General features: G+C 52.5%; 18 protein-coding genes and 1 pseudogene. 11 read left to right on the top strand and 8 right to left on the bottom strand.

What is annotated here, in order from left to right; all coding sequences use genetic code 11:
* Positions 1-4: 4 nt before the first annotated feature.
* Positions 5-664: a hypothetical protein gene (locus PCPL58_RS07005; RefSeq protein WP_003315653.1), complete on the bottom strand. Its 660-nt coding sequence runs from the start codon at positions 662-664 to the stop codon at positions 5-7.
* A 256-nt stretch (positions 665-920) separates the two neighbouring features.
* On the opposite strand from PCPL58_RS07005, the gene PCPL58_RS07000 reads away from it, so the two are divergent.
* The 6 genes and pseudogenes from PCPL58_RS07000 to PCPL58_RS32600 all read left to right on the top strand — a co-directional run bounded on the left by PCPL58_RS07000 (position 921) and on the right by PCPL58_RS32600 (position 6,234).
* Positions 921-1,382 carry an NUDIX hydrolase gene (locus PCPL58_RS07000; protein WP_065349106.1) on the top strand — a complete coding sequence of 154 codons (462 nt, stop codon included), beginning with the start codon at positions 921-923 and terminating at the stop codon, positions 1,380-1,382.
* A gap of 254 nt (positions 1,383-1,636) precedes the next feature.
* The gene (gene tnpA, locus PCPL58_RS06995; RefSeq protein ID WP_003317539.1) at positions 1,637-1,969 is read left to right on the top strand and encodes an IS66-like element accessory protein TnpA; all 333 of its coding nucleotides are present in this window, start codon (positions 1,637-1,639) and stop codon (positions 1,967-1,969) included.
* Entirely contained in the window at positions 1,966-2,301 is a 336-nt protein-coding gene (gene tnpB, locus PCPL58_RS32030; protein WP_004409766.1) for an IS66 family insertion sequence element accessory protein TnpB, read from the top strand. Before tnpA (PCPL58_RS06995) ends, tnpB (PCPL58_RS32030) begins: the two co-directional genes overlap by 4 nt.
* 83 nt (positions 2,302-2,384) lie before the next feature.
* Positions 2,385-3,911: an IS66-like element ISPsy43 family transposase gene (locus tag PCPL58_RS06985; protein WP_003317542.1), complete on the top strand. Its 1,527-nt coding sequence runs from the start codon at positions 2,385-2,387 to the stop codon at positions 3,909-3,911.
* A 286-nt stretch (positions 3,912-4,197) separates the two neighbouring features.
* Positions 4,198-5,358, top strand: a pseudogene (locus PCPL58_RS32605) (HAMP domain-containing protein); the annotation flags it as partial.
* On the top strand, positions 5,359-6,234 hold the full coding sequence (locus PCPL58_RS32600) for a methyl-accepting chemotaxis protein (protein ID WP_370661146.1): 876 nt from the start codon (positions 5,359-5,361) through the stop codon (positions 6,232-6,234).
* A 170-nt stretch (positions 6,235-6,404) separates the two neighbouring features.
* Here PCPL58_RS32600 and PCPL58_RS06975 read toward each other — a convergent pair whose 3' ends face one another.
* Entirely contained in the window at positions 6,405-6,908 is a 504-nt protein-coding gene (locus tag PCPL58_RS06975) for an ATP-binding protein (RefSeq protein WP_065348871.1), read from the bottom strand.
* Positions 6,909-7,093: 185 nt separating this feature from the next.
* Between PCPL58_RS06975 and PCPL58_RS29215 the strand changes: the two genes are divergently transcribed.
* Positions 7,094-7,525 carry an NUDIX hydrolase gene (locus PCPL58_RS29215; RefSeq protein ID WP_083188316.1) on the top strand — a complete coding sequence of 144 codons (432 nt, stop codon included), beginning with the start codon at positions 7,094-7,096 and terminating at the stop codon, positions 7,523-7,525.
* A gap of 6 nt (positions 7,526-7,531) precedes the next feature.
* Here the strand turns inward: PCPL58_RS29215 and PCPL58_RS29210 are convergent, their stop codons facing one another.
* The 5 genes from PCPL58_RS29210 to tnpA (PCPL58_RS30730) are packed head-to-tail and all read right to left on the bottom strand — an operon-like array spanning position 7,532 to position 10,763.
* Entirely contained in the window at positions 7,532-7,882 is a 351-nt protein-coding gene (locus PCPL58_RS29210; RefSeq protein WP_269454001.1) for an ASCH domain-containing protein, read from the bottom strand.
* 42 nt (positions 7,883-7,924) lie between these two features.
* Positions 7,925-8,515 (bottom strand): nucleotidyltransferase family protein, encoded by a 591-nt coding sequence (locus tag PCPL58_RS06965; RefSeq protein ID WP_065348873.1) that lies wholly within the window; start codon positions 8,513-8,515, stop codon positions 7,925-7,927.
* Positions 8,516-10,063, bottom strand: a complete 1,548-nt coding sequence (gene tnpC / locus PCPL58_RS06960) for an IS66 family transposase (RefSeq protein ID WP_065348874.1) — start codon at positions 10,061-10,063, stop codon at positions 8,516-8,518.
* A gap of 50 nt (positions 10,064-10,113) precedes the next feature.
* Positions 10,114-10,449 (bottom strand): IS66 family insertion sequence element accessory protein TnpB, encoded by a 336-nt coding sequence (tnpB, locus tag PCPL58_RS32025; RefSeq protein ID WP_065348875.1) that lies wholly within the window; start codon positions 10,447-10,449, stop codon positions 10,114-10,116.
* Positions 10,446-10,763, bottom strand: a complete 318-nt coding sequence (gene tnpA, locus PCPL58_RS30730; RefSeq protein WP_003307811.1) for an IS66-like element accessory protein TnpA — start codon at positions 10,761-10,763, stop codon at positions 10,446-10,448. Before tnpA (PCPL58_RS30730) ends, tnpB (PCPL58_RS32025) begins: the two co-directional genes overlap by 4 nt.
* A 185-nt stretch (positions 10,764-10,948) precedes the next feature.
* Between tnpA (PCPL58_RS30730) and PCPL58_RS06945 the strand changes: the two genes are divergently transcribed.
* The 4 genes from PCPL58_RS06945 to PCPL58_RS06930 all read left to right on the top strand — a co-directional run bounded on the left by PCPL58_RS06945 (position 10,949) and on the right by PCPL58_RS06930 (position 14,175).
* On the top strand, positions 10,949-11,461 hold the full coding sequence (locus PCPL58_RS06945; protein ID WP_065349105.1) for a GNAT family N-acetyltransferase: 513 nt from the start codon (positions 10,949-10,951) through the stop codon (positions 11,459-11,461).
* Positions 11,462-11,524: 63 nt separating this feature from the next.
* On the top strand, positions 11,525-12,172 hold the full coding sequence (locus tag PCPL58_RS06940; RefSeq protein ID WP_057432778.1) for an HAD hydrolase-like protein: 648 nt from the start codon (positions 11,525-11,527) through the stop codon (positions 12,170-12,172).
* A gap of 374 nt (positions 12,173-12,546) precedes the next feature.
* A complete protein-coding gene (locus PCPL58_RS06935; protein WP_057432780.1) occupies positions 12,547-13,065 on the top strand; it encodes a GNAT family N-acetyltransferase in 519 nt (172 codons plus the stop codon).
* Between the two features lie 183 nt (positions 13,066-13,248).
* A complete protein-coding gene (locus PCPL58_RS06930) occupies positions 13,249-14,175 on the top strand; it encodes a hypothetical protein (protein WP_057432782.1) in 927 nt (308 codons plus the stop codon).
* A 274-nt stretch (positions 14,176-14,449) separates the two neighbouring features.
* Here the strand turns inward: PCPL58_RS06930 and PCPL58_RS06925 are convergent, their stop codons facing one another.
* Entirely contained in the window at positions 14,450-17,206 is a 2,757-nt protein-coding gene (locus PCPL58_RS06925; protein ID WP_083188335.1) for a TrlF family AAA-like ATPase, read from the bottom strand.
* Positions 17,207-17,587: the final 381 nt, after the last annotated feature.

Genomic DNA, 17,587 nt, shown 5'->3' with positions numbered 1-17,587 from the left:
GCCCTCACATCGATCCGCTTCCAACTGTTATATAAGACCCGTCTCGCTGAGAGCTATGAGTAGGCTGTGGGAGCGATGCGATCATTCGATCAAAGGCCGCCACCGCATATCTTCCATCAAGGCTTTTCAAGGTCGGCATTTCTGAGGGAAACCCGAATCGCACTCTGCCGGGAAGCACTTCATCCATAGCTGAGTACCAGGTCAGCAGAGCTTGTTGGAGGCGCACGTGCAGCTCGAATTTACTCCGTCGGCGGGTTGTGTCTGCTTTGGCTCGTTCGCGCGCGAGCAGAGGATCTATGCGGCCAACAATGTAACAGTCAGCAAAGCCAATACGTTCTTGTGCGATCGTTTCTCTTGTGGCGTCCAACTCTATTCGCCAGTCGTGTTCACTCGCCTCGCCGATCTGCCAAAGGCTCCAAATGTAGTGGAGCTTGAGAGGGTCACTGTCACACAAAGCCCACGAAGAAATGCCTTCCATGGTCAGCGCCGCTTGCCAGCGATCCACGTTTCGCTCTGCCCAAAAAGTTGCTGCTCCGACCGGATCCTTTATCCGATCCGGCTCGTTTTCAAAACGGCCGTTTTCAGGAATGACATGTTGCCCTCCATGCTTAGCGCACCAAGTGGTTTTCCCGCTGGCGCTGATACCTTCAACAACCAAAATCATCGTTATGACTACTCCGTTAATTGCACCATCCTCGCGAGTTCCAAAGCATCGGAGGCTTACGTGGCTTCTACCGCCGCCCCCCTGATGCGGCAGCAGTCGCCCGATAGCTGGCCACGATGCTCGCCTTGGATGAAGCGCTTCATAGGCAGCCCTACTGAAGTATCATTACCCTATCGTAACGCTACGAGCCATGGGTGACATCCGACTGTAGGTGCGGCACTCTACATTTCAAAATTTCAGGGAAGATATACGTCAAATGCGTGAGCGAAAGGCTGCACGATTACTAGTTATAAGCCTCTCTCTAAATGTCCTTCTTTTCAAATTTCGCCATAAAGACGGGGCTTTAGCTGGTAGAAATTATTGGGCCACCCCTGGTGGTAGCCTTGAAGACGGAGAAACATTCCACGCCGCTGCAATACGTGAACTGCGTGAGGAGACCGGTATTCAGGTCAACACAGTTGTAGGGCCTGTGGCAGATCGGAGGTTTTCGATGCTCCTGCCCAGCGGCGAGACGGTGTTCGCAGTTGAGCAGTATTTCGTTGTGCACGCGGAAAACAATACCCTTTCTAGCTCCGAATGGACCTTACACGAGACTCAGGTCATGACAGATCATCACTGGTGGTCCGCTCACGAGCTGAGATCTACGGGAGAAACGGTATGGCCAGAGGCGTTAGTGGAGATGCTCGTGGATGCAGGTGTCTTCGAACCGGCTGCATAACCGTCACCGAGAATCCATATGCGTTTTTTCACACTCTGAGCCCAGAGCGGACATCACTAAAGCGCGTTGAGAGTCGTGCGTCGGCCGTCCCGGTTTCGAACTACCGCGATGCTTGCGACAACGCATGAATCACATCCGCAGCCATCTTTTCGTAACCGTCCGGGCAACACACCTTCCTGACACCGTCGCTTGAGGCGATGGTGTCCACCCAAATATAGGTGGACACCATTTTTAGCCTTTTTAAGCGGACGCCCATGCCACAAGAACGCCGTTCCTATTCCAAGTCCTTCAAGGCCCAGGTCATTGCTGAGTGCGCCCAACCTGACACTTCAATTGCCAATGTCGCCTTGACCCACAACCTCAATGCAAACCTCGTCCATAAATGGATTCGGGTGCATGCACAGAAAAACCTGACACTTCAAACCGCCTTCATCCCGGTCAAGACATCGCCGCCGGTGCCGATGCATCAGGCCCTTCCTGCCACGATCCGAATCGAAGTGCCGCATTCAAAAGGCGTAGTCGTGGTGAGTTGGCCGGCAGAAAATGCAGCGGCGTGTTCTGCTTTCCTGCGAGACCTGCTGCGATGATCCGCATCGACTCCATCTGGCTTGCCACCGAGCCCATGGACATGCGCGCAGGCACTGAAACTGCGCTGGCGCGGGTCGTGGCGGTGTTCGGTGCGGCGAAGCCGCACTGTGCTTATCTGTTTGCCAACCGTCGTGCCAATCGCATGAAAGTGCTGGTGCATGATGGCTTGGGGATTTGGCTTGCTGCCCGGCGCTTGAATCAAGGACGTTTTTTTTGGCCGGGCGTGCGGCACGGCTCTGAAGTCGAGTTGGATGCAGAGCAACTTCAAGCCTTGGTGCTCGGCTTGCCTTGGCAACGCGTCGGTTCCGGAGCAGCCATCACGGTGCTCTAATTCGCCTGCCATGGCCTGCTTGCCAGCGCAATTGGCCCATCAGTCTATCGCCGCCACTAGCCCTCTCTGGCAAAATCGGCGGCATGACTTCGCATCCGAATCTCGATCAATTAAACCCTGAAGAACTGCGTGCCTTGGCGGCGCAGTTGATCCAGCGCGTCGAGACGATGGACAAGCAAATCACTCATCACAAATCGGTCAACGAGAAGCTGGCCCACGAGATCGCGCTGCTCAAACGCTTCAAGTTTGCCAAGCGCAGCGAGCAGTTGAGCCCGGATCAAGCCAGCCTGCTCGACGACTTGATCGATACGGATATCGCCGCTATCGAAGCCGAGTTTGAGGCGCTGCAACCGGCACCTGTCGAAGCCAAAGTGCGCCAGCAACCCAAGCGCGCACCGCTGCCACCGCAGTTTCCTCGCACACTGATCCATCACGAACCGGACAACAGCCACTGCCAATGTGGCTGTGCCCTCAAACGCATCGGCGAAGACGCCAGCGAAAAGCTCGACTACACGCCCGGCGTGTTCACAGTCGAACGCCACATCCGTGGAAAGTGGGCCTGCGAACAGTGCGAAACACTGATCCAGGCGCCGGTACCGGCGCACGTCATCGACAAAGGCGTCCCGACCGCAGGCCTGCTGGCCCACATCATGGTGGCCAAGTTTGCCGACCATCTGCCGCTGTATCGCCAAGAGAAAATCTTCGGCCGCGCCGGGCTGCCCATCGCCCGTTCGACCTTGGCGCAGTGGGTGGGCAACTGCGGCGTGCAATTACAGCCGCTGGTTGATGCGCTGCGCGAAGCCGTGCTGACGCACGACGTCGTTCACGCCGACGAGACGCCGGTACAAATGCTGACGCCTGGTGCGAAAAAAACTCATCGCGCTTACGTCTGGGCCTATGCCACCAGTCAGTTCTCCAACCTGGCGGCGGTCGTTTACGACTTCAGCCCGAGCCGCGCTGGCGAACATGCCCGAGCCTTCTTGGGCAGTTGGAACGGCAAGCTGGTCTGCGATGACTTTGCCGGCTACAAGGCAGGCTTTGAACTGGGCGTTACGGAGATCGGCTGCATGGCCCATGCCCGCCGGAAGTTCTTCGACTTGCACGTGACCAACAAGAGCCAGGTCGCCGAAAAAGCGCTGAACTACATCGCGGCCTTGTACGAAGCTGAACGAGAAGTCCGAGAGCTGGAGCCGGGTGATCGGCAGCGAATACGGCAGGAAAAAGCAGCGCCAATCGCCGACGCACTTCATACCTGGATGATCGCCCAAAGACAGCTTGTGCCTGAGGGTTCGGCCATCGCCAAGGCGCTGGATTACAGTCTCAAACGCTGGATAGCGCTGACGCGCTATCTCGATGACGGTGCCGTGCCCATCGATAATAACTGGTGCGAGAATCAAATCCGGCCGTGGGCTCTTGGGCGTTCGAACTGGCTGTTCGCGGGATCGTTACGCAGCGGTAAACGTGCAGCGGCGATCATGAGTTTGATCCAATCGGCGCGACTCAACGGCCATGATCCGTATGCTTATTTGAAGGACGTCCTCACGCGCCTGCCGACGCAGCGGGCAAGTGAGATTGCGGAGCTACTACCGCATAGGTGGCGACCGGTTTAGTTGCGCAAGACGGGATGCCCGGACGCACCTCCAACTGGTGCCATTACCGGTCTACTCAGCCTTTATGCTGGTTATCCATGCATTCCTCCCTACAGCTTCGCCCGGTTCAGCCGATAGTTTTCGTACCAAGAGAAGCGCGGCAATTCGATCCTGTAACAAAGGAGAGTAAGCGGCTTTTGAGGAAGATCTCTTGGAATGCTTTCATTACCTCATAACCATAAATGAGAGATGGGCACTTTTTAACGCCTAAGAAAGCACTCACAGACCTTGAGTGATCGAGAACCCGATGAATTTATTAGCGCCTGCCCTGTTCGTTACCAACCGTGTTCGATTCCCCATGAAATTCGCAATTTTGGGATTTATTGTCCTGATTCCTCTGCTCCTGCTAGGCACCCGGGCGATGCTTTCACTGAACACGAGCATCACGGGCATCAAGCATGAACAGGTGGGTCAACAATACTTGTTGGACGTCACCCCTATCCTGCGTCTAACCATGATTCAGAGGGCGCTGACACACGGCATGCTCAGCGGTGACACCAACGCAGTAGCCAATGCAGCACGCAATGCTGAAAAGCTTAACGATGCCTATGCGACTCTTGCTGCGCAGGACGCAAAATTTAGCACCCAACTGGCAACGACAGACCGAGTTCAGACGTTGCGTACCGCTAGTGTGCAGCTGGTTGAACGCGCCAAAGCAGGCGAAGCACCTTTGGTGATCTTTTCCGCGTGGAACGACCAGTTAACCGACCTAATGAATTTCGTTTACTACATTACGGCCACTTCCGGCATGATTTTGGACGAAGACGCAGGTTCGTTGTACCTCATCGATCTGAGCTCTATACGTCTGCCTCGGCAAATAAATCTGGTCGGACAGATTCGCGGTCTGGCCAGCGGTTTTAGCGCTGACCGTCCTCTGGACGACACCACTCGTATTTTTGCCCAGACTTTGTTGAAACAGGAGCTGCTAATGCGTCAAGAGTTGCAGCAGAGCCTTTCCCTGCTTCGCCGAGAAGAGCCGAAATTATCTGGTGTAGTTCAGCCGTCTGTAACAACAGCCATTACCGACCTGGAAAATCTGCGTAAAGACCTGGTGGACTACCTTGATCCGAGCAAGCGCTCAAACGTGAATGCCAACACCTTGGGCGAGCGTGGAAACGCCGTCGTTGCTCAGTTTTACAAAGCTCAGGATCAGATGCAGGAATCGCTGCGAATTCGAATTGATGAGCGTCTGAATACACTGAGTAATGAGCGTACTTTCGGCACTGAGCTATTTATCGCCATTGCGATACTGCTGCTCTATGCGTTCGTCGGCATCTACAAGGCTCTGCGGATTGGGGTTGATGAGCTCCTAGCTGTGACGGCACGTATTGCTCAAGGCGATCTGAGCGCGCGCGTCCGAATCAACAGCCACGATGAAATCGGTGATGTAGGCGAGGGACTTAACCGCATGGTAACGGCCTTCTCTGGCTCACTGAGCCAGGTGGAGCGTAGCTCGCATTCAGTCTCAGATGCGGCAAAGCGACTAGAGATCTCCATAGGCCAAGCCAAAGCCTCAATGAACTCACAACAGGCTGAAACCGAGCAGGTTGCTACTGCCATCAACGAAATGACCGCGAGCGTTGCCGACGTGGCCCAGAATACCGAGGGCGCAGCACGTGCCGCTGAATCTGCAAGCAGTGCGTCTAACGACGGCTTGAAAGTTATGATTGAAACAAGTGCCGCTATTGAGGCGTTGGCCAACGAAGTGGAGCTCAGTGCAAGCAAAGTCGAAGCGTTAGCGACACACAGCAAAGAAATCGGTGGTGTCATCGAGGTCATCAGTACCATCGCGGATCAGACTAACCTGCTGGCCCTCAACGCGGCCATCGAGGCGGCGCGAGCTGGCGAGCAAGGCCGTGGTTTCGCGGTCGTGGCTGACGAAGTGCGGACTCTGGCCTCGCGCACACAAAACTCCACAGAAGAAATTCGACGGATCATCCAACAGTTGCAAGGCGCTACTGATGCCGCTGTTCAACAGATGAAAGCTGGGCAAACCCGAGCTAGGGAATGCATTCAGGCAGCGAGCCAAGCGTCTGGCAGCCTGAACCAGATCAATGAAGCAGTAGACGGAATTGTGGGCATGAACACTCAGATTGCAAGTGCGGCGGTGCAGCAACATTCGGTCTCAGAGGATATCAATCGCAACGTCATCGGCATTCGAAACAGCAGCTTAATCGTCATGGAAGGCGTAGAGGACAACGCCGTAACGGCTGACGAGCTTTCATTGCTCGCTAATGAACTTCGCAGCGTAGTCGGCAAGTTTAAGTTATCCAGCAACGCTTGAAAGGAATCTCAAGCGTTTCAATTGTTGATAGCACGAGAAAGTGCTTTGATCGGGTCTGACTGGGGTGATGATGCCCGGCAGTCCCTGATCGACATTGAGGGCTGAGCTTCATCGTTGCGCAATCTCGTAAAACAATAGAGCCAGCTACGCTAGATGACTTGCCCGGACGGTTACATCTTTTCAGCACAGTTCACCCCGTCAATCCGTAAGACCGGAGCTGTTTGCTCTGATATCCACGCCTCGTGCCACGCTCGGTTGCGCCCTGAAAAGTTCGGATTGTCATACTGCGAGGCCCATTCCCGAAAGGCCACATGTATCCCATGCATGTCACCACCGGGTGCAATCCGATTTCCAAAGCGTTCCTTCTCACGTGCGGCCAGCCGGTCAAGGCGAACGGGTGTTGCCGTTACAACGAACACAATAAGATCGACATGGGTAATCAGCGCATCGCCCCAACCCATACAAGAACCGGTCAACACCCAATCATCGTCACCGAATTCTTGCTGGATCAATGACACGCGCTCACTGGCAGGTCGCTTGGTCGTAAAAGGAGGGTTCGTGGGCATCCAGAAAAAATCATCGACATCGACATGTCGTACACCGCGCAGAGTTGCGAGGTTTTGACCCAAAGTGGTCACGCCCGCACACGAAGCACCTGTAATGTAAATCCGCAATTTTTCCTCCATGAATACAAGTCGGTTTCGAGGTCAGCAAGATATCCCATACCCGCCTGAGTCGTAAGCGGATGCTAATAGATCTTGAAGATGCCACACGTGAATCTGATTCCCTTGCCGGCTGACTTCACCTAGGCTTTCCAACCCGCTCAGCACGCAAAATTACCAGCCAAGGAGAAAACGTCATGATGGTAGATAAAGCTTGCCCGGTGGTGCTACGGAGCCGTCAAGCGCTAGAAATCTTGGCTTTTGAGCATCCATTGGCAGGTCTGCAATTGGTCAAAGGAAGTGTCGAGCCCGGTGAGTCTACTGATGTGGCCGCTGTGCGAGAACTGGTAGAAGAGGCAGGAATTCAAGGCAGGGTAGTGCGACATCTGGGAACGTGGCGCTCCCATATAACAGGGCACACATGGGCATTCCATGAGTGTCACGTCGCACAAGACCTCCCCGATACCTGGGTTCATCATGCTGAAGATGACGGAGGGCATGAGTTCAGATTCTTTTGGCATCCATTGGTGAGCGAGCCCTCTGATGCATGGCATCAGATTTACAAAGATGCTCTAGGATTTCTAAGATTTAATCTAGCTACACGCCTACCACTTCCACTTCTCGCTTGATGATCATCAGCATCCTCCATCTGAAAACAAGAAATCTACCTCGTAGATGCCACGCGCCGCACGGGTGATCACTGGGTGAGTGACCGGCCTCAAGTCACTCAACTCCCATGCGAGCCAGCCATCCTGAAAATAACTTGCACAGGCTGCTTGCATGTCAACGAGGGCGAATGGGCGCACAGCTTTCACGCGCACGATTGCGACAGCAATACCGTCATCGTCTTCGTCACCATCGATATGGAGAAATCGCCCGTTTTCAACAATCAGGAGATCCTCGGAAGGATCTAAGTCTGGATGCCAACGACGAACTTCGAGGGTTTTCTCCCCAGAAGCGATTCGAGCGCCGCTGGGCCGTACAATTGATAAGGCTTTGATGGTTCTCTCCTAAAGGGCAGCGTCCGGCTAAGTTGCTTTTTCGGAAGGGGTAGGAGGTACCGCTATGGGCGCAAGACTGAGCTGCGGCCATATCTTCATCCAGTTTTTGGACTTGAAGCGGTCTTGATAAATCGTATTTTTTTCCGTGACAAACCTACCAGCTGGCCGGATGACCAACCCCAAAAGGTCATCAACTCCCAGCGGGGCAGCGATCTCGCATGAGCCTTCGTCTCGTAGCCTGACAGCCACCGCCGTTGCGGTTTCAGGCCAATAGCGCATTGCGTCGATCGCACACAAGTATGGTTCGTCACCATTCTGAATATGCATTCGTGCTTGATTTTTCACAGACCACTTTACGGTCGGTTCTAATCCGCTAAGGACGGCCTCCAATGCTGCATCTTCCTCGGGAGTGCAACGTTCAGCATTGAACCAGATGACATCAACATCTGTTGATACTGGAGACGAAACGCGCCCGTGCAAATAATCCCAAACCGCGTTTCGAACGAAACCTGCTCCGATCCAGCAATCTGGCAATTTGAGCGAGTGCACAATTTCAAGTAAACGCCAACGAACGGGATCACTTGAAATAATCGATTGGATTCTCGAAATGTCGTCCATTCAAAACTCTCGTTGAGTAAGCCAGGCCGGCACCCACTGATGCGGTAGCAATTGCCCTATCTCACTAGCCTTCTGCGTCGGCAAGCGATTCAGCACATCGTTGAGATACGCGTACGGATCATGCCCGTTCATGCGTGCCGACTGGATCAGGCTCATGATCGCTGCCGCGCGTTGACCGCTGCGCAGCGATCCTGCGAAGAGCCAGTTCGAGCGACCAAGTGCCCACGGCCTAATCGTGTTCTCGACTTGATTGTTGTCGATGGGCACAGCACCATCATCCAGGTAGCGCGTCAGCGCTACCCAGCGTTTCAGGCTGTAATCCAGGGCCTTGGCCGTGGCCGAGCCTTCGGGCACAAGGTCGCGCTGAGCCAGCATCCACTCATGCAACTTTCCTGCTATGGGCACCGCTATTTCCCGGCGTAATCGCCAGCGATCCTCATCGCTCATGTCTTTGGCCTGCCGTTCGACCTCGTACAGGCCACCGATTGAGTGCAACGCCTGTTCGGCTAACTGGCTTTTGTTCGTCACATGCAGGTCGAAGAACTTGCGCCGGGCGTGAGCCATGCAGCCAATTTCGGTGATGCCCTGCTCGAAGCCGGCCTTGTAGCCCGCGAAGTCATCGCAGACCAGCTTGCCGTTCCACGTGCCCAGGAAGTTGCGGGCGTGTTCGCCAGCACGGCTTGGGCTGAAGTCGTAGACCACGGCCTTCAGTGCCGAGAACGGTGTTGTGCAGTAGGCCCAGACGTAAGCCCGATGTGTTTTCTTTTCACCCGGTGCCAGCATCTGCACCGGTGTTTCATCGGCGTGCACGACCCGCTGGGCGAGCACCGCCTCGCGCAGTGCATCCACCAGCGGTTGCAGTTGCACGCCGGTTTGGCCCACCCACTGAGCCAATGTCGAGCGTGGGATGGCCAAGCCAGCTCGGCCAAAGATCTTTTCCTGCCGGTACAGCGGCAGGTGGTCAGCGAACTTGGCCACCATCACATGGGCCAGCAGCCCGGCAGTGGGGATACCCTTGTCGATGACCTGTGCCGGCACCGGCGCCTGGATCAGTGTTTCGCACTGGCGGCAGGCCCACTTGCCACGCACATGTTGCTCAACGGTAAACACGCCCGGGGTGTAATCCAGCTTCTCGCTGATGTCCTCACCGATGCGCTGAAGTTGGCAGCCGCAGGTGCACTGAGTGCTCTCCGGCTCGTGACGGATTACGGTACGTGGGAACTGCGGCGGCAACGGGGCACGCTTAGGCTGCTGGTGTGGTTCGTCTGGCGCCGAGGCGGGACGAAGTGCTTTCAACTCGGCGTCGATGGCTTCGAGGTCGGTATTGAGCAAGTCATCCAGCAAGCTGCCTTGTGCCGGGCTGATTTGCTCGCTGCGCTTGGCGAACTTGTGGCGCTTGAGGATGGCAATCTCGTGAGAGAGCTGCTCGATGATCGTCTCGTCACGAAGGATCTTTCGGCCCATGGTGTCGACCTTCGACAGCAACTGTGCAGCGAGCGCACGCAGTTGATCGGGTGTCATTTGGTCGAGATTGGGCGAGGAAGTCATGCCATGGATTTTACCAAAGCAACCCTCCTGCCACAGCTAAAAGGCGAGGTTCAGAGCAATGTAATTGTGCCGTTGGCGCCAACCCGCTGCCATGGTAAACCGAGCACCAGCGCTTGAAGTTGTTCAGCGTCGAGTTCGATTTTCAGGCCGCGATGAGTGCCAGGCCAATGAAACTTCCCCTGGTTCAGCCGCCGTGCGGCAAGCCAAATGCCCACGCCATCATGCACCAGCACTTTGATCCGGTTGGCACGGCGATTGGCGAACAGATAAGCACAGTGCGGCTTCGCCGCACCGAATACCGCAACCACACGGGCCAACGCAGTTTCGGTACCGGCGCGCATGTCCATGGGCTCGGTGGCGAGCCAGATGGTGTCGATACGGATCATTGCGAGAGGCTGCGGATGAAGCGCGCGCAGCCGTCCGGGTCGGAGACGGGCCATTTGACCGTGATAGTTTTCTCGCCCAGCGGCAGTGCAATAACCGCAGTTTCATCAGCGTACCGCTTGGGCGTCGGATGTAGCGGCACGAACGCGGGCAGTGGCGCGGGGGCCTTGTCGCGGTAAATCGGCAGCCACTTGCGGATCACGTTGGCGTTGATGCCGTGGCTGATGGCAACACTGGAAACCGTGGCGCCTGGTTGCAGGCATTCCTGCACGACCTGGGCCTTGAAGGGTTTGGGGTAAGAGCTTCGTTGGCGCATGGAAATCCTGGCGATAAGGGTGATCGCGTCCGCTAAAAATACGCGGACACCATCGCCCTTAATGCTGGATTTCAGAAGGTGTGTTCGCCATCCGCTTACGCTACGGATACATGTGTGGATGCTGAACTGAGTAGTGCGAGGTAAAATTGGAAGACGTATCCAGTGACCCTGAAGGATAGGAAGGCATGCGTAACTACTATTTTCGGCTGAGTTGTGCCGAAGATGTGCCAGATTTATGCCGTATCTCGGCTGAGGCTCGTCTGCGTTACAGGACATTTCCATCTCTAGCCCATATCGCTGAAGCACCTGCGCTGGCCCCTTTGAGATTTGAGGCCTGTCGTGTCGTGGTGGCGCTCGATAGCAATAGCCATAAAATAATGGGCTTCGCGGCAATGCGACCGCTGGACGGGCTTTTGTATTTAGACGATATTTCGGTTCGCCCAAGTGCTTCAGGGATGGGGATTGGGGCAAAACTGCTTTCGGCAGCCATAGAGCATGCTGAAAGCCTTGGGGTTCGAGCGGTGAGCTTGACAACTTTTCGTGAGCCTCCTTGGAATGGCCCCTGGTTCCGCAAGCACGGCTTCCTTACGATGCCGGGTGCATACATAGGTGAGGGATTGAAACAGGTCATGGATCGCCAGCGGGTTACGCTGGATGCCACAACGCGAGAAACATTGTGGCGTGTCCTACACGATTAATAAGCAAACTAGGCCATTCTAGCTAGCGCATGTTTGCCATCCGCTGACCTTCAAAGGAAAGCTATGAAAATTTTGATCTTCGACCTAGACGGCACGCTCGTTGATTCAGCGCCAGGTATCGTCGCCAGTCTGACACACGCCGTTCGGGCTCTCGGTCACGACTTCACACCCTCTGCCGGAATCACGCACCTTTTAGGGCCGCCGATGACTCAGGTAATGGCACAACTGCTAGTGCCTTATGGAGATGACCGCATCGACCAAGGCGTCGAGTTGTACCGAACTCATTATGGGCGTTACGGTATATCTGGATCAGTGGCTTATCCGGGAATTAGACAAGTTATTGAGTCACTGACTTCACAAGGGTACGCGTTGTATGTCGCTACCTCTAAGCGTCAGGAGTTTGCCGAGCGCATTCTGCGCGATACAGCGCTGAGAGGTCATTTCCGAAGCGTTTTCGGCACTTCACCGGATGGTAAACTGGACAACAAATCCCGCCTGCTGGATACAATGCTGGCGGCAGAGGCGATCTGTCCTAGGTCCGCCTGCATGATTGGCGACAAGCGTGATGATATTGTCGCCGCTCATCAAAACGGACTAATTGCCATCGGCGTCCTGTGGGGCTACGGCACCCGCACAGAGCTGATCAAGTGCGGTGCCGACAAGCTAGTCGAGCAACCGACTGATTTGCTGGATGTGATCGTAAAGGCCTGAGGTGCAAGACCTTCGAGCCAGAAGCTCTACAGCCCTTAAATTTCCAGCCCCTGCGACGCCGGGCCACTCGTATGAAAGTTCTGATGCATGACGGCTTCCGCATCTGGCGGGCTGCACAGGCGCTGCGCTACATTGACAGTTGAGATAAATCCCCAGACTATAAATCAATGAATATTACCTACCGACTGAACATGATGCGCACCTTGATGACCGCCTTGGGCGGGCCACAAGGTGATGCGCCCGTAGGTACTAATGTATTGACTAAAGTCCCGCCAGGAATGGTCGGGGCTTTTCATTCTCCGTTCAGAATGGCCAATCACAGGAGTGTGAAAATGTTGGGACGCAAAACGTCGAGAATCTGAAAAGGAGCACCTATGATTCGGAAAGCATTACCATCTGACGCAAAAGCCATTGCGCAAGTCCATATCAGCAGTTGGCAGGACGCGTATTGTGACTTGATGCCTGCGGAATACTTGCTGTCATTGGGCGCTTCGATGCCACAACGGGAATCCTATTGGATTCGCTCGATTGAGTCGGGCGAATCGAACGTATTCGTCGCGGAGCTGAACAACGAGGTGGTCGGCTGGATATCGGTCGGGGTATGCCGAGATGAGGATATAGCCGCAGAAAATTCAGCTGAGGTCATGGCTCTCTACGTTCTTGCTGAACACTGGAAAACTGGAGTCGGCTTTGCTTTGTGGCAGGCCGGGTTGCAGCACTTGATAGAGCAAGGTTATCAGCGTTTAACCCTTTGGGTCTTGACCGGAAATGAGCGAGCTATCCGATTTTATCGCAGCGTAGGATGTATTGAGGAAACGGGGAGTGAGCGCAATCTCGAAAGGGGAGGCGCAGCACTGGTAGAGGTGAGGTATCGGCTGCCCCTGATCCTCTGAGGTCGCGCAAGGTGGGATGCCCGGACGGATACGAAGAAACCAAGTCCTGAGGTGAAACAAGAGCACCAACGCCTTTAAAAGCGATTTGGTTGTTTAATCAGTACGTTGAGCCCTGCTAACCCGGACGGCTCCACCGTCGATATAGTCTCCCTAGAGCTCACCTCATAAATTTAGGCGGCAAAAATGGCTACTGACGAACAAGAACCCTACACCCAAGAACACCTTGCGGCTGTCATTCGGAACGCCGTAGCTTACGTGGCTAATGAGGCGGTAGTACTCGGCAACTATGAACGAATCCAAACAGACCAATTTCCGCAGCTCTGGCCACCTAATGACGATGGGCAGTTCGACAAACGAATGAACCTCGTCGTGAGACACCTTGGAGGCCCTCCCGAGCACTACCTATTGCGAACAGGTGAGACCGCACCTCTTGGCGACCTGTACCCGGAAACTTCAATGGCAGAGGTATTTGATGTATTCAAACGTGCGCGAAAGTCTGTGATACGTGCCCACCTATTCATGGTAGGCTCCAAGATGTTGATAGAACAGCCGGAAATGATTGAGCAACCCGAAAGCCCAGAAGTTGCCGCCTTTTTGGTCAAAAACGCCCAAGCGGCCTTTTGGGAACACGCTGAAGCCGCATATATCAGACTCTATTCATTCTGGGATCGAATCGGGCAGGTTCTAGATTTCGCGTTTTTCAATATTAGAAAATTTGACCATAACGGCTTCAATGCAGTGATGAACCGCATATATTGGAACGCTTACCCTATGAATAGTAGTTTGGGCAAAAGCATAAGTTGGAAGCAACTGCGGAATTTTCAGAACTCCAACAATGAAGACGGGCTCCAATTTCTTCTCCAGCGTCGAAACCTTCTTATTCACAGCCTTCATCTACACCCACTTAAAGAAGAAGAAGAGGATGTATTCAAGTCGCAGTTTAACCATTTGGATGCTGCACACCGCGAAAAGATCCGCCCACACGACCCAGCTCATGAAGTGGAGATTTTAATAGGCCAGCTCAATAAGGCGAGCTTACTATTTAGAGACTTTCTAACCTTGGTTGAGCTCTCCCCTTCGCGGAAATATGTTCACCAGTCGAGCATATGAAATCAGACAACCGCTCGTTATTCTAAGCAAGCCTCGTTCAGTGTTTCTTGTTGGGCTCTAAACTGAAAAGCGGAGATTTCAGTAAAACCAACGTACTTAGGAGTTTTAGGGAACCCACATACACACGGAGCTTTAGGAGCTAGGTCAACTAAGCCGGGTGCTCAGTACACTGTGCAGGATCTTTTAAATCCTTCTACACAGTGTAATGACCCTTACCATCACGAAACGCCCAGAGCACCTAGGATCACTACGTACTGTGCCACCAAGAATAAGCCTAGTGAATGTTCACCATTCTTTTGTAGCGTTGAGCAAGCGCTATCTCGCCCCCCTCCATGATTTCACATACCTGCCTCCTGACTTCTAGCTCTTGCAATCCTCCAGTAGCGCTGGGTTTAATTTGCCCCTTATCCTCAAGAGCAATCACATATTCAGAGTCACCATTAACAACGATATTGGGATTATGAGTAACGACAATGATTTGCCTGCGTGCCTTATTTTGCTGAAGCCGCGTAACAATTAGGCTTGAAATCAAACCATTATCTAGGTCGTCCTCAGGCTGATCTAGAATCAATGGCTCATCTCCATACGAGAGAAGGAAGGACAAGATAGTCGCAGCTTTTTGGCCCGCAGACCCTTGCGAGATATCCTTGAAGCGATGTCCGTCATTATACCGCACAATCAATCTATCTTCTGGAAACCAACAGTTTAATAAATCATGATTCTGGGCTGGCATCGCTGAAATGTAGTCTGAAAACCTCTTACCTACAGAGACTGCTAGGACAGAGTTTTTCAGATTCAATATATCCAATTTAAAGTCGTGAACCTTTTGCAATCTTAGATCGACGGAATCAATGTTTGACTGATCAAACGCTATCAAACCGATCCCTTCTGAAAGTTTTACAAGCACACCTTGTCCTTTTTCCGAATCGTAAATGTCGCTCGAAAAAGTACTATCTTGCTTACCAATTACAGCTCTAAAGGTCCCCTCCATTTCACTTGTATTCGCCAATGGATCAATACTCAAGTGCAAGGCAGGATTGTTATTTACATTTTGATCGATAAATGAAATACGGCGGGCCGTAAGCGCCTTCCTTAGATTCCAGAGCTGGTTATATACGCCAGTCAGCTCACCTCGGGTTTCAGTTATTTTAAGCTCTACTGCATTGAGCTCTTCTATTTTTCGACTTAACACATCCCGAGCGACTGTAAGGTCTTTATATTCCGAAGGATTGGTCACACCGCTCCGAGCCATCTGAGAAACTAAATTCTCATATTGCAACTCAGCGCCCGCAACTTTGTTCATTAACGCCGAGCCTAACATCCACTGACGATATTCACTAACCCTTGATATCGATTTCTGTAAGATTTCATGCATTTGTTTTTTATATACAGTTAAATCGGCGATCAACCTGCGACTTTCATGAACAGCTTCTGCATCCTCGACTTCTCCTGAAAAAACATGTTCGACCACATCAGGCAAGTTTAGATTTGCCATTATATCTAGCTGCAACAGTGCGGATTCGGTATCTTTATGAAAGCGCTCTAAAGCTGATCGTTTAGCTCCAGCCTGCTGAAAGTTAGAGAGGACAACCGAGTGTTGCGAGCTTTCGATGATAGATATCTTCTGATTTAAATCCGCTAGCTGCCCTAGAAAAACATCTTTATTCTCAAGCCTACCGGTTAGCTCTCTTACCTCAGTACTAAGTCGAACATATAGATTTTTTTTGTCTGCCCACTCCATCTCCCAAGAACTATAATCTACTTGACTAGAGGCATCTATTAAAGAAAGAAGGGAAGATGGATTTTTCGCCAGGTCAAATATCTGCTTCTGACTGAATATTTTCATTGGAAAGCGAGTAGATGCATCTCCCACCTCAACCTGCCACTGATTATTTTCCCATTTTGATATAACAATATTTGGACGCTGCATCCCCCAGCTTAAATTGTAATAAGCGCCCTGCTTGAATACTACACATGAAATAGTCATATCTTTATGAAGAACACCTTCCGCCTCTCGATTTAATGGAATCTGAGCGAACCGTTCAAAAGATGACCTTATCTCATTTGTTTCTGGCAGCTTGTAAATATCCTTGTCTCGCCCCATCCCAATTCGGATGAATTCCAAAATAGAAGACTTTCCGCTCCCCCTACTGCCTATTATCGAGTTTAACCACGGGTTGAATTGTATTGTTAACGGTTTGTCTCGAGCGCAATACTGGGCGTTACCGATGCAAATAGATATCAGCAAGTTGTCAGAGGTTGCATTAGGCTGCTCAACTTTGTTGAACCGCTTTATGGATGAGGAACCATCTAGCAAGGCAAGTCTTACACCATCGATAGACGGCGTAGACATTTTAACCCAAGTAAATGCCCTGCCAATTTTACTTGGGTGATGGGAGTCCGAACCTATCACCTCTGGGAGTCCAAAATTCTGAGACTTGTATCCTTTTAATATTTCAAAAGACTTATCTCCCGCCACTGCATCTGGAAATATGACTTCCACAGCCGACGCTTTTCTGCATATTTGCTTTAATGTCAGCATTGAGGAAATTTGAGTACACATTCCTGCCTTCATATCAATATGCGCAGGAATGGCAATGCCGCCGTATTTTATAATCTCCTCGATCACATTTTCAGGACTTTCTTCAGTTACCGAATCGCTATCCCCCCAAGTTCCACGAAATTTTGCCGCACCCAAGACAGCTTGAATATCGCTGCTGCTCTTGGAGGGGTCAAATATAGCCAATATATGGACATTACCACTAGCAGTTATTTCCACGCCCGGAAACAGCGTGATGATTTTGTTTTCCTGCCGAAGCTCTTCTGCGGCTATTTTCAGCTGGTCGACCCATGCACCAGTATTGTGATCAGTAATTGCAACACATTCAACGCCCTTTTCTATGTAGTCCAATAGCCACTGCTTCGGTGTAATAGTATTCTTAAGGTTTATATCTGTAGGACTGTAATCAAAAGAAGCGGGAGAGTGTGTGTGAAAATCAAATTTCCACCATCGAGCACCGACAATATTCATTTTTTATCCCTACATTTTGGCAGTTCTTTCTCGCCACGCTAGCGCTTCGCCATCAAACTGTCCACCATTTGAGCACTACTGAGTAATTGCATCGACTTGGCCAATCATTTGCGTTCGACCAAGACACCGTGATCGAAGGCAGTACGCCATTTTGCCGTGAAGTCTTCGCGCTCGGGCTGATGGGTTGTCATCTGCCTATGCCTCTGAAGCTGGACGTCGCCTACCCACAAGCCACCAAATCAGTAGATCTATCATCTCTCTGCCCCTCCCTTAAGCTAGTGCGTAACCTAGTGCACGGACACCAACACCTCAGAAAACGACCAATTGATGTCCGTGCTCCAGGCGGTAGATGAAATGACCATGCCCTCGATTCCATAACGT

The organism is Pseudomonas cerasi, from assembly GCF_900074915.1.
GTDB lineage: Bacteria > Pseudomonadota > Gammaproteobacteria > Pseudomonadales > Pseudomonadaceae > Aquipseudomonas > Aquipseudomonas cerasi.
This window is presented reverse-complemented; position numbering and strand designations above follow the sequence as displayed.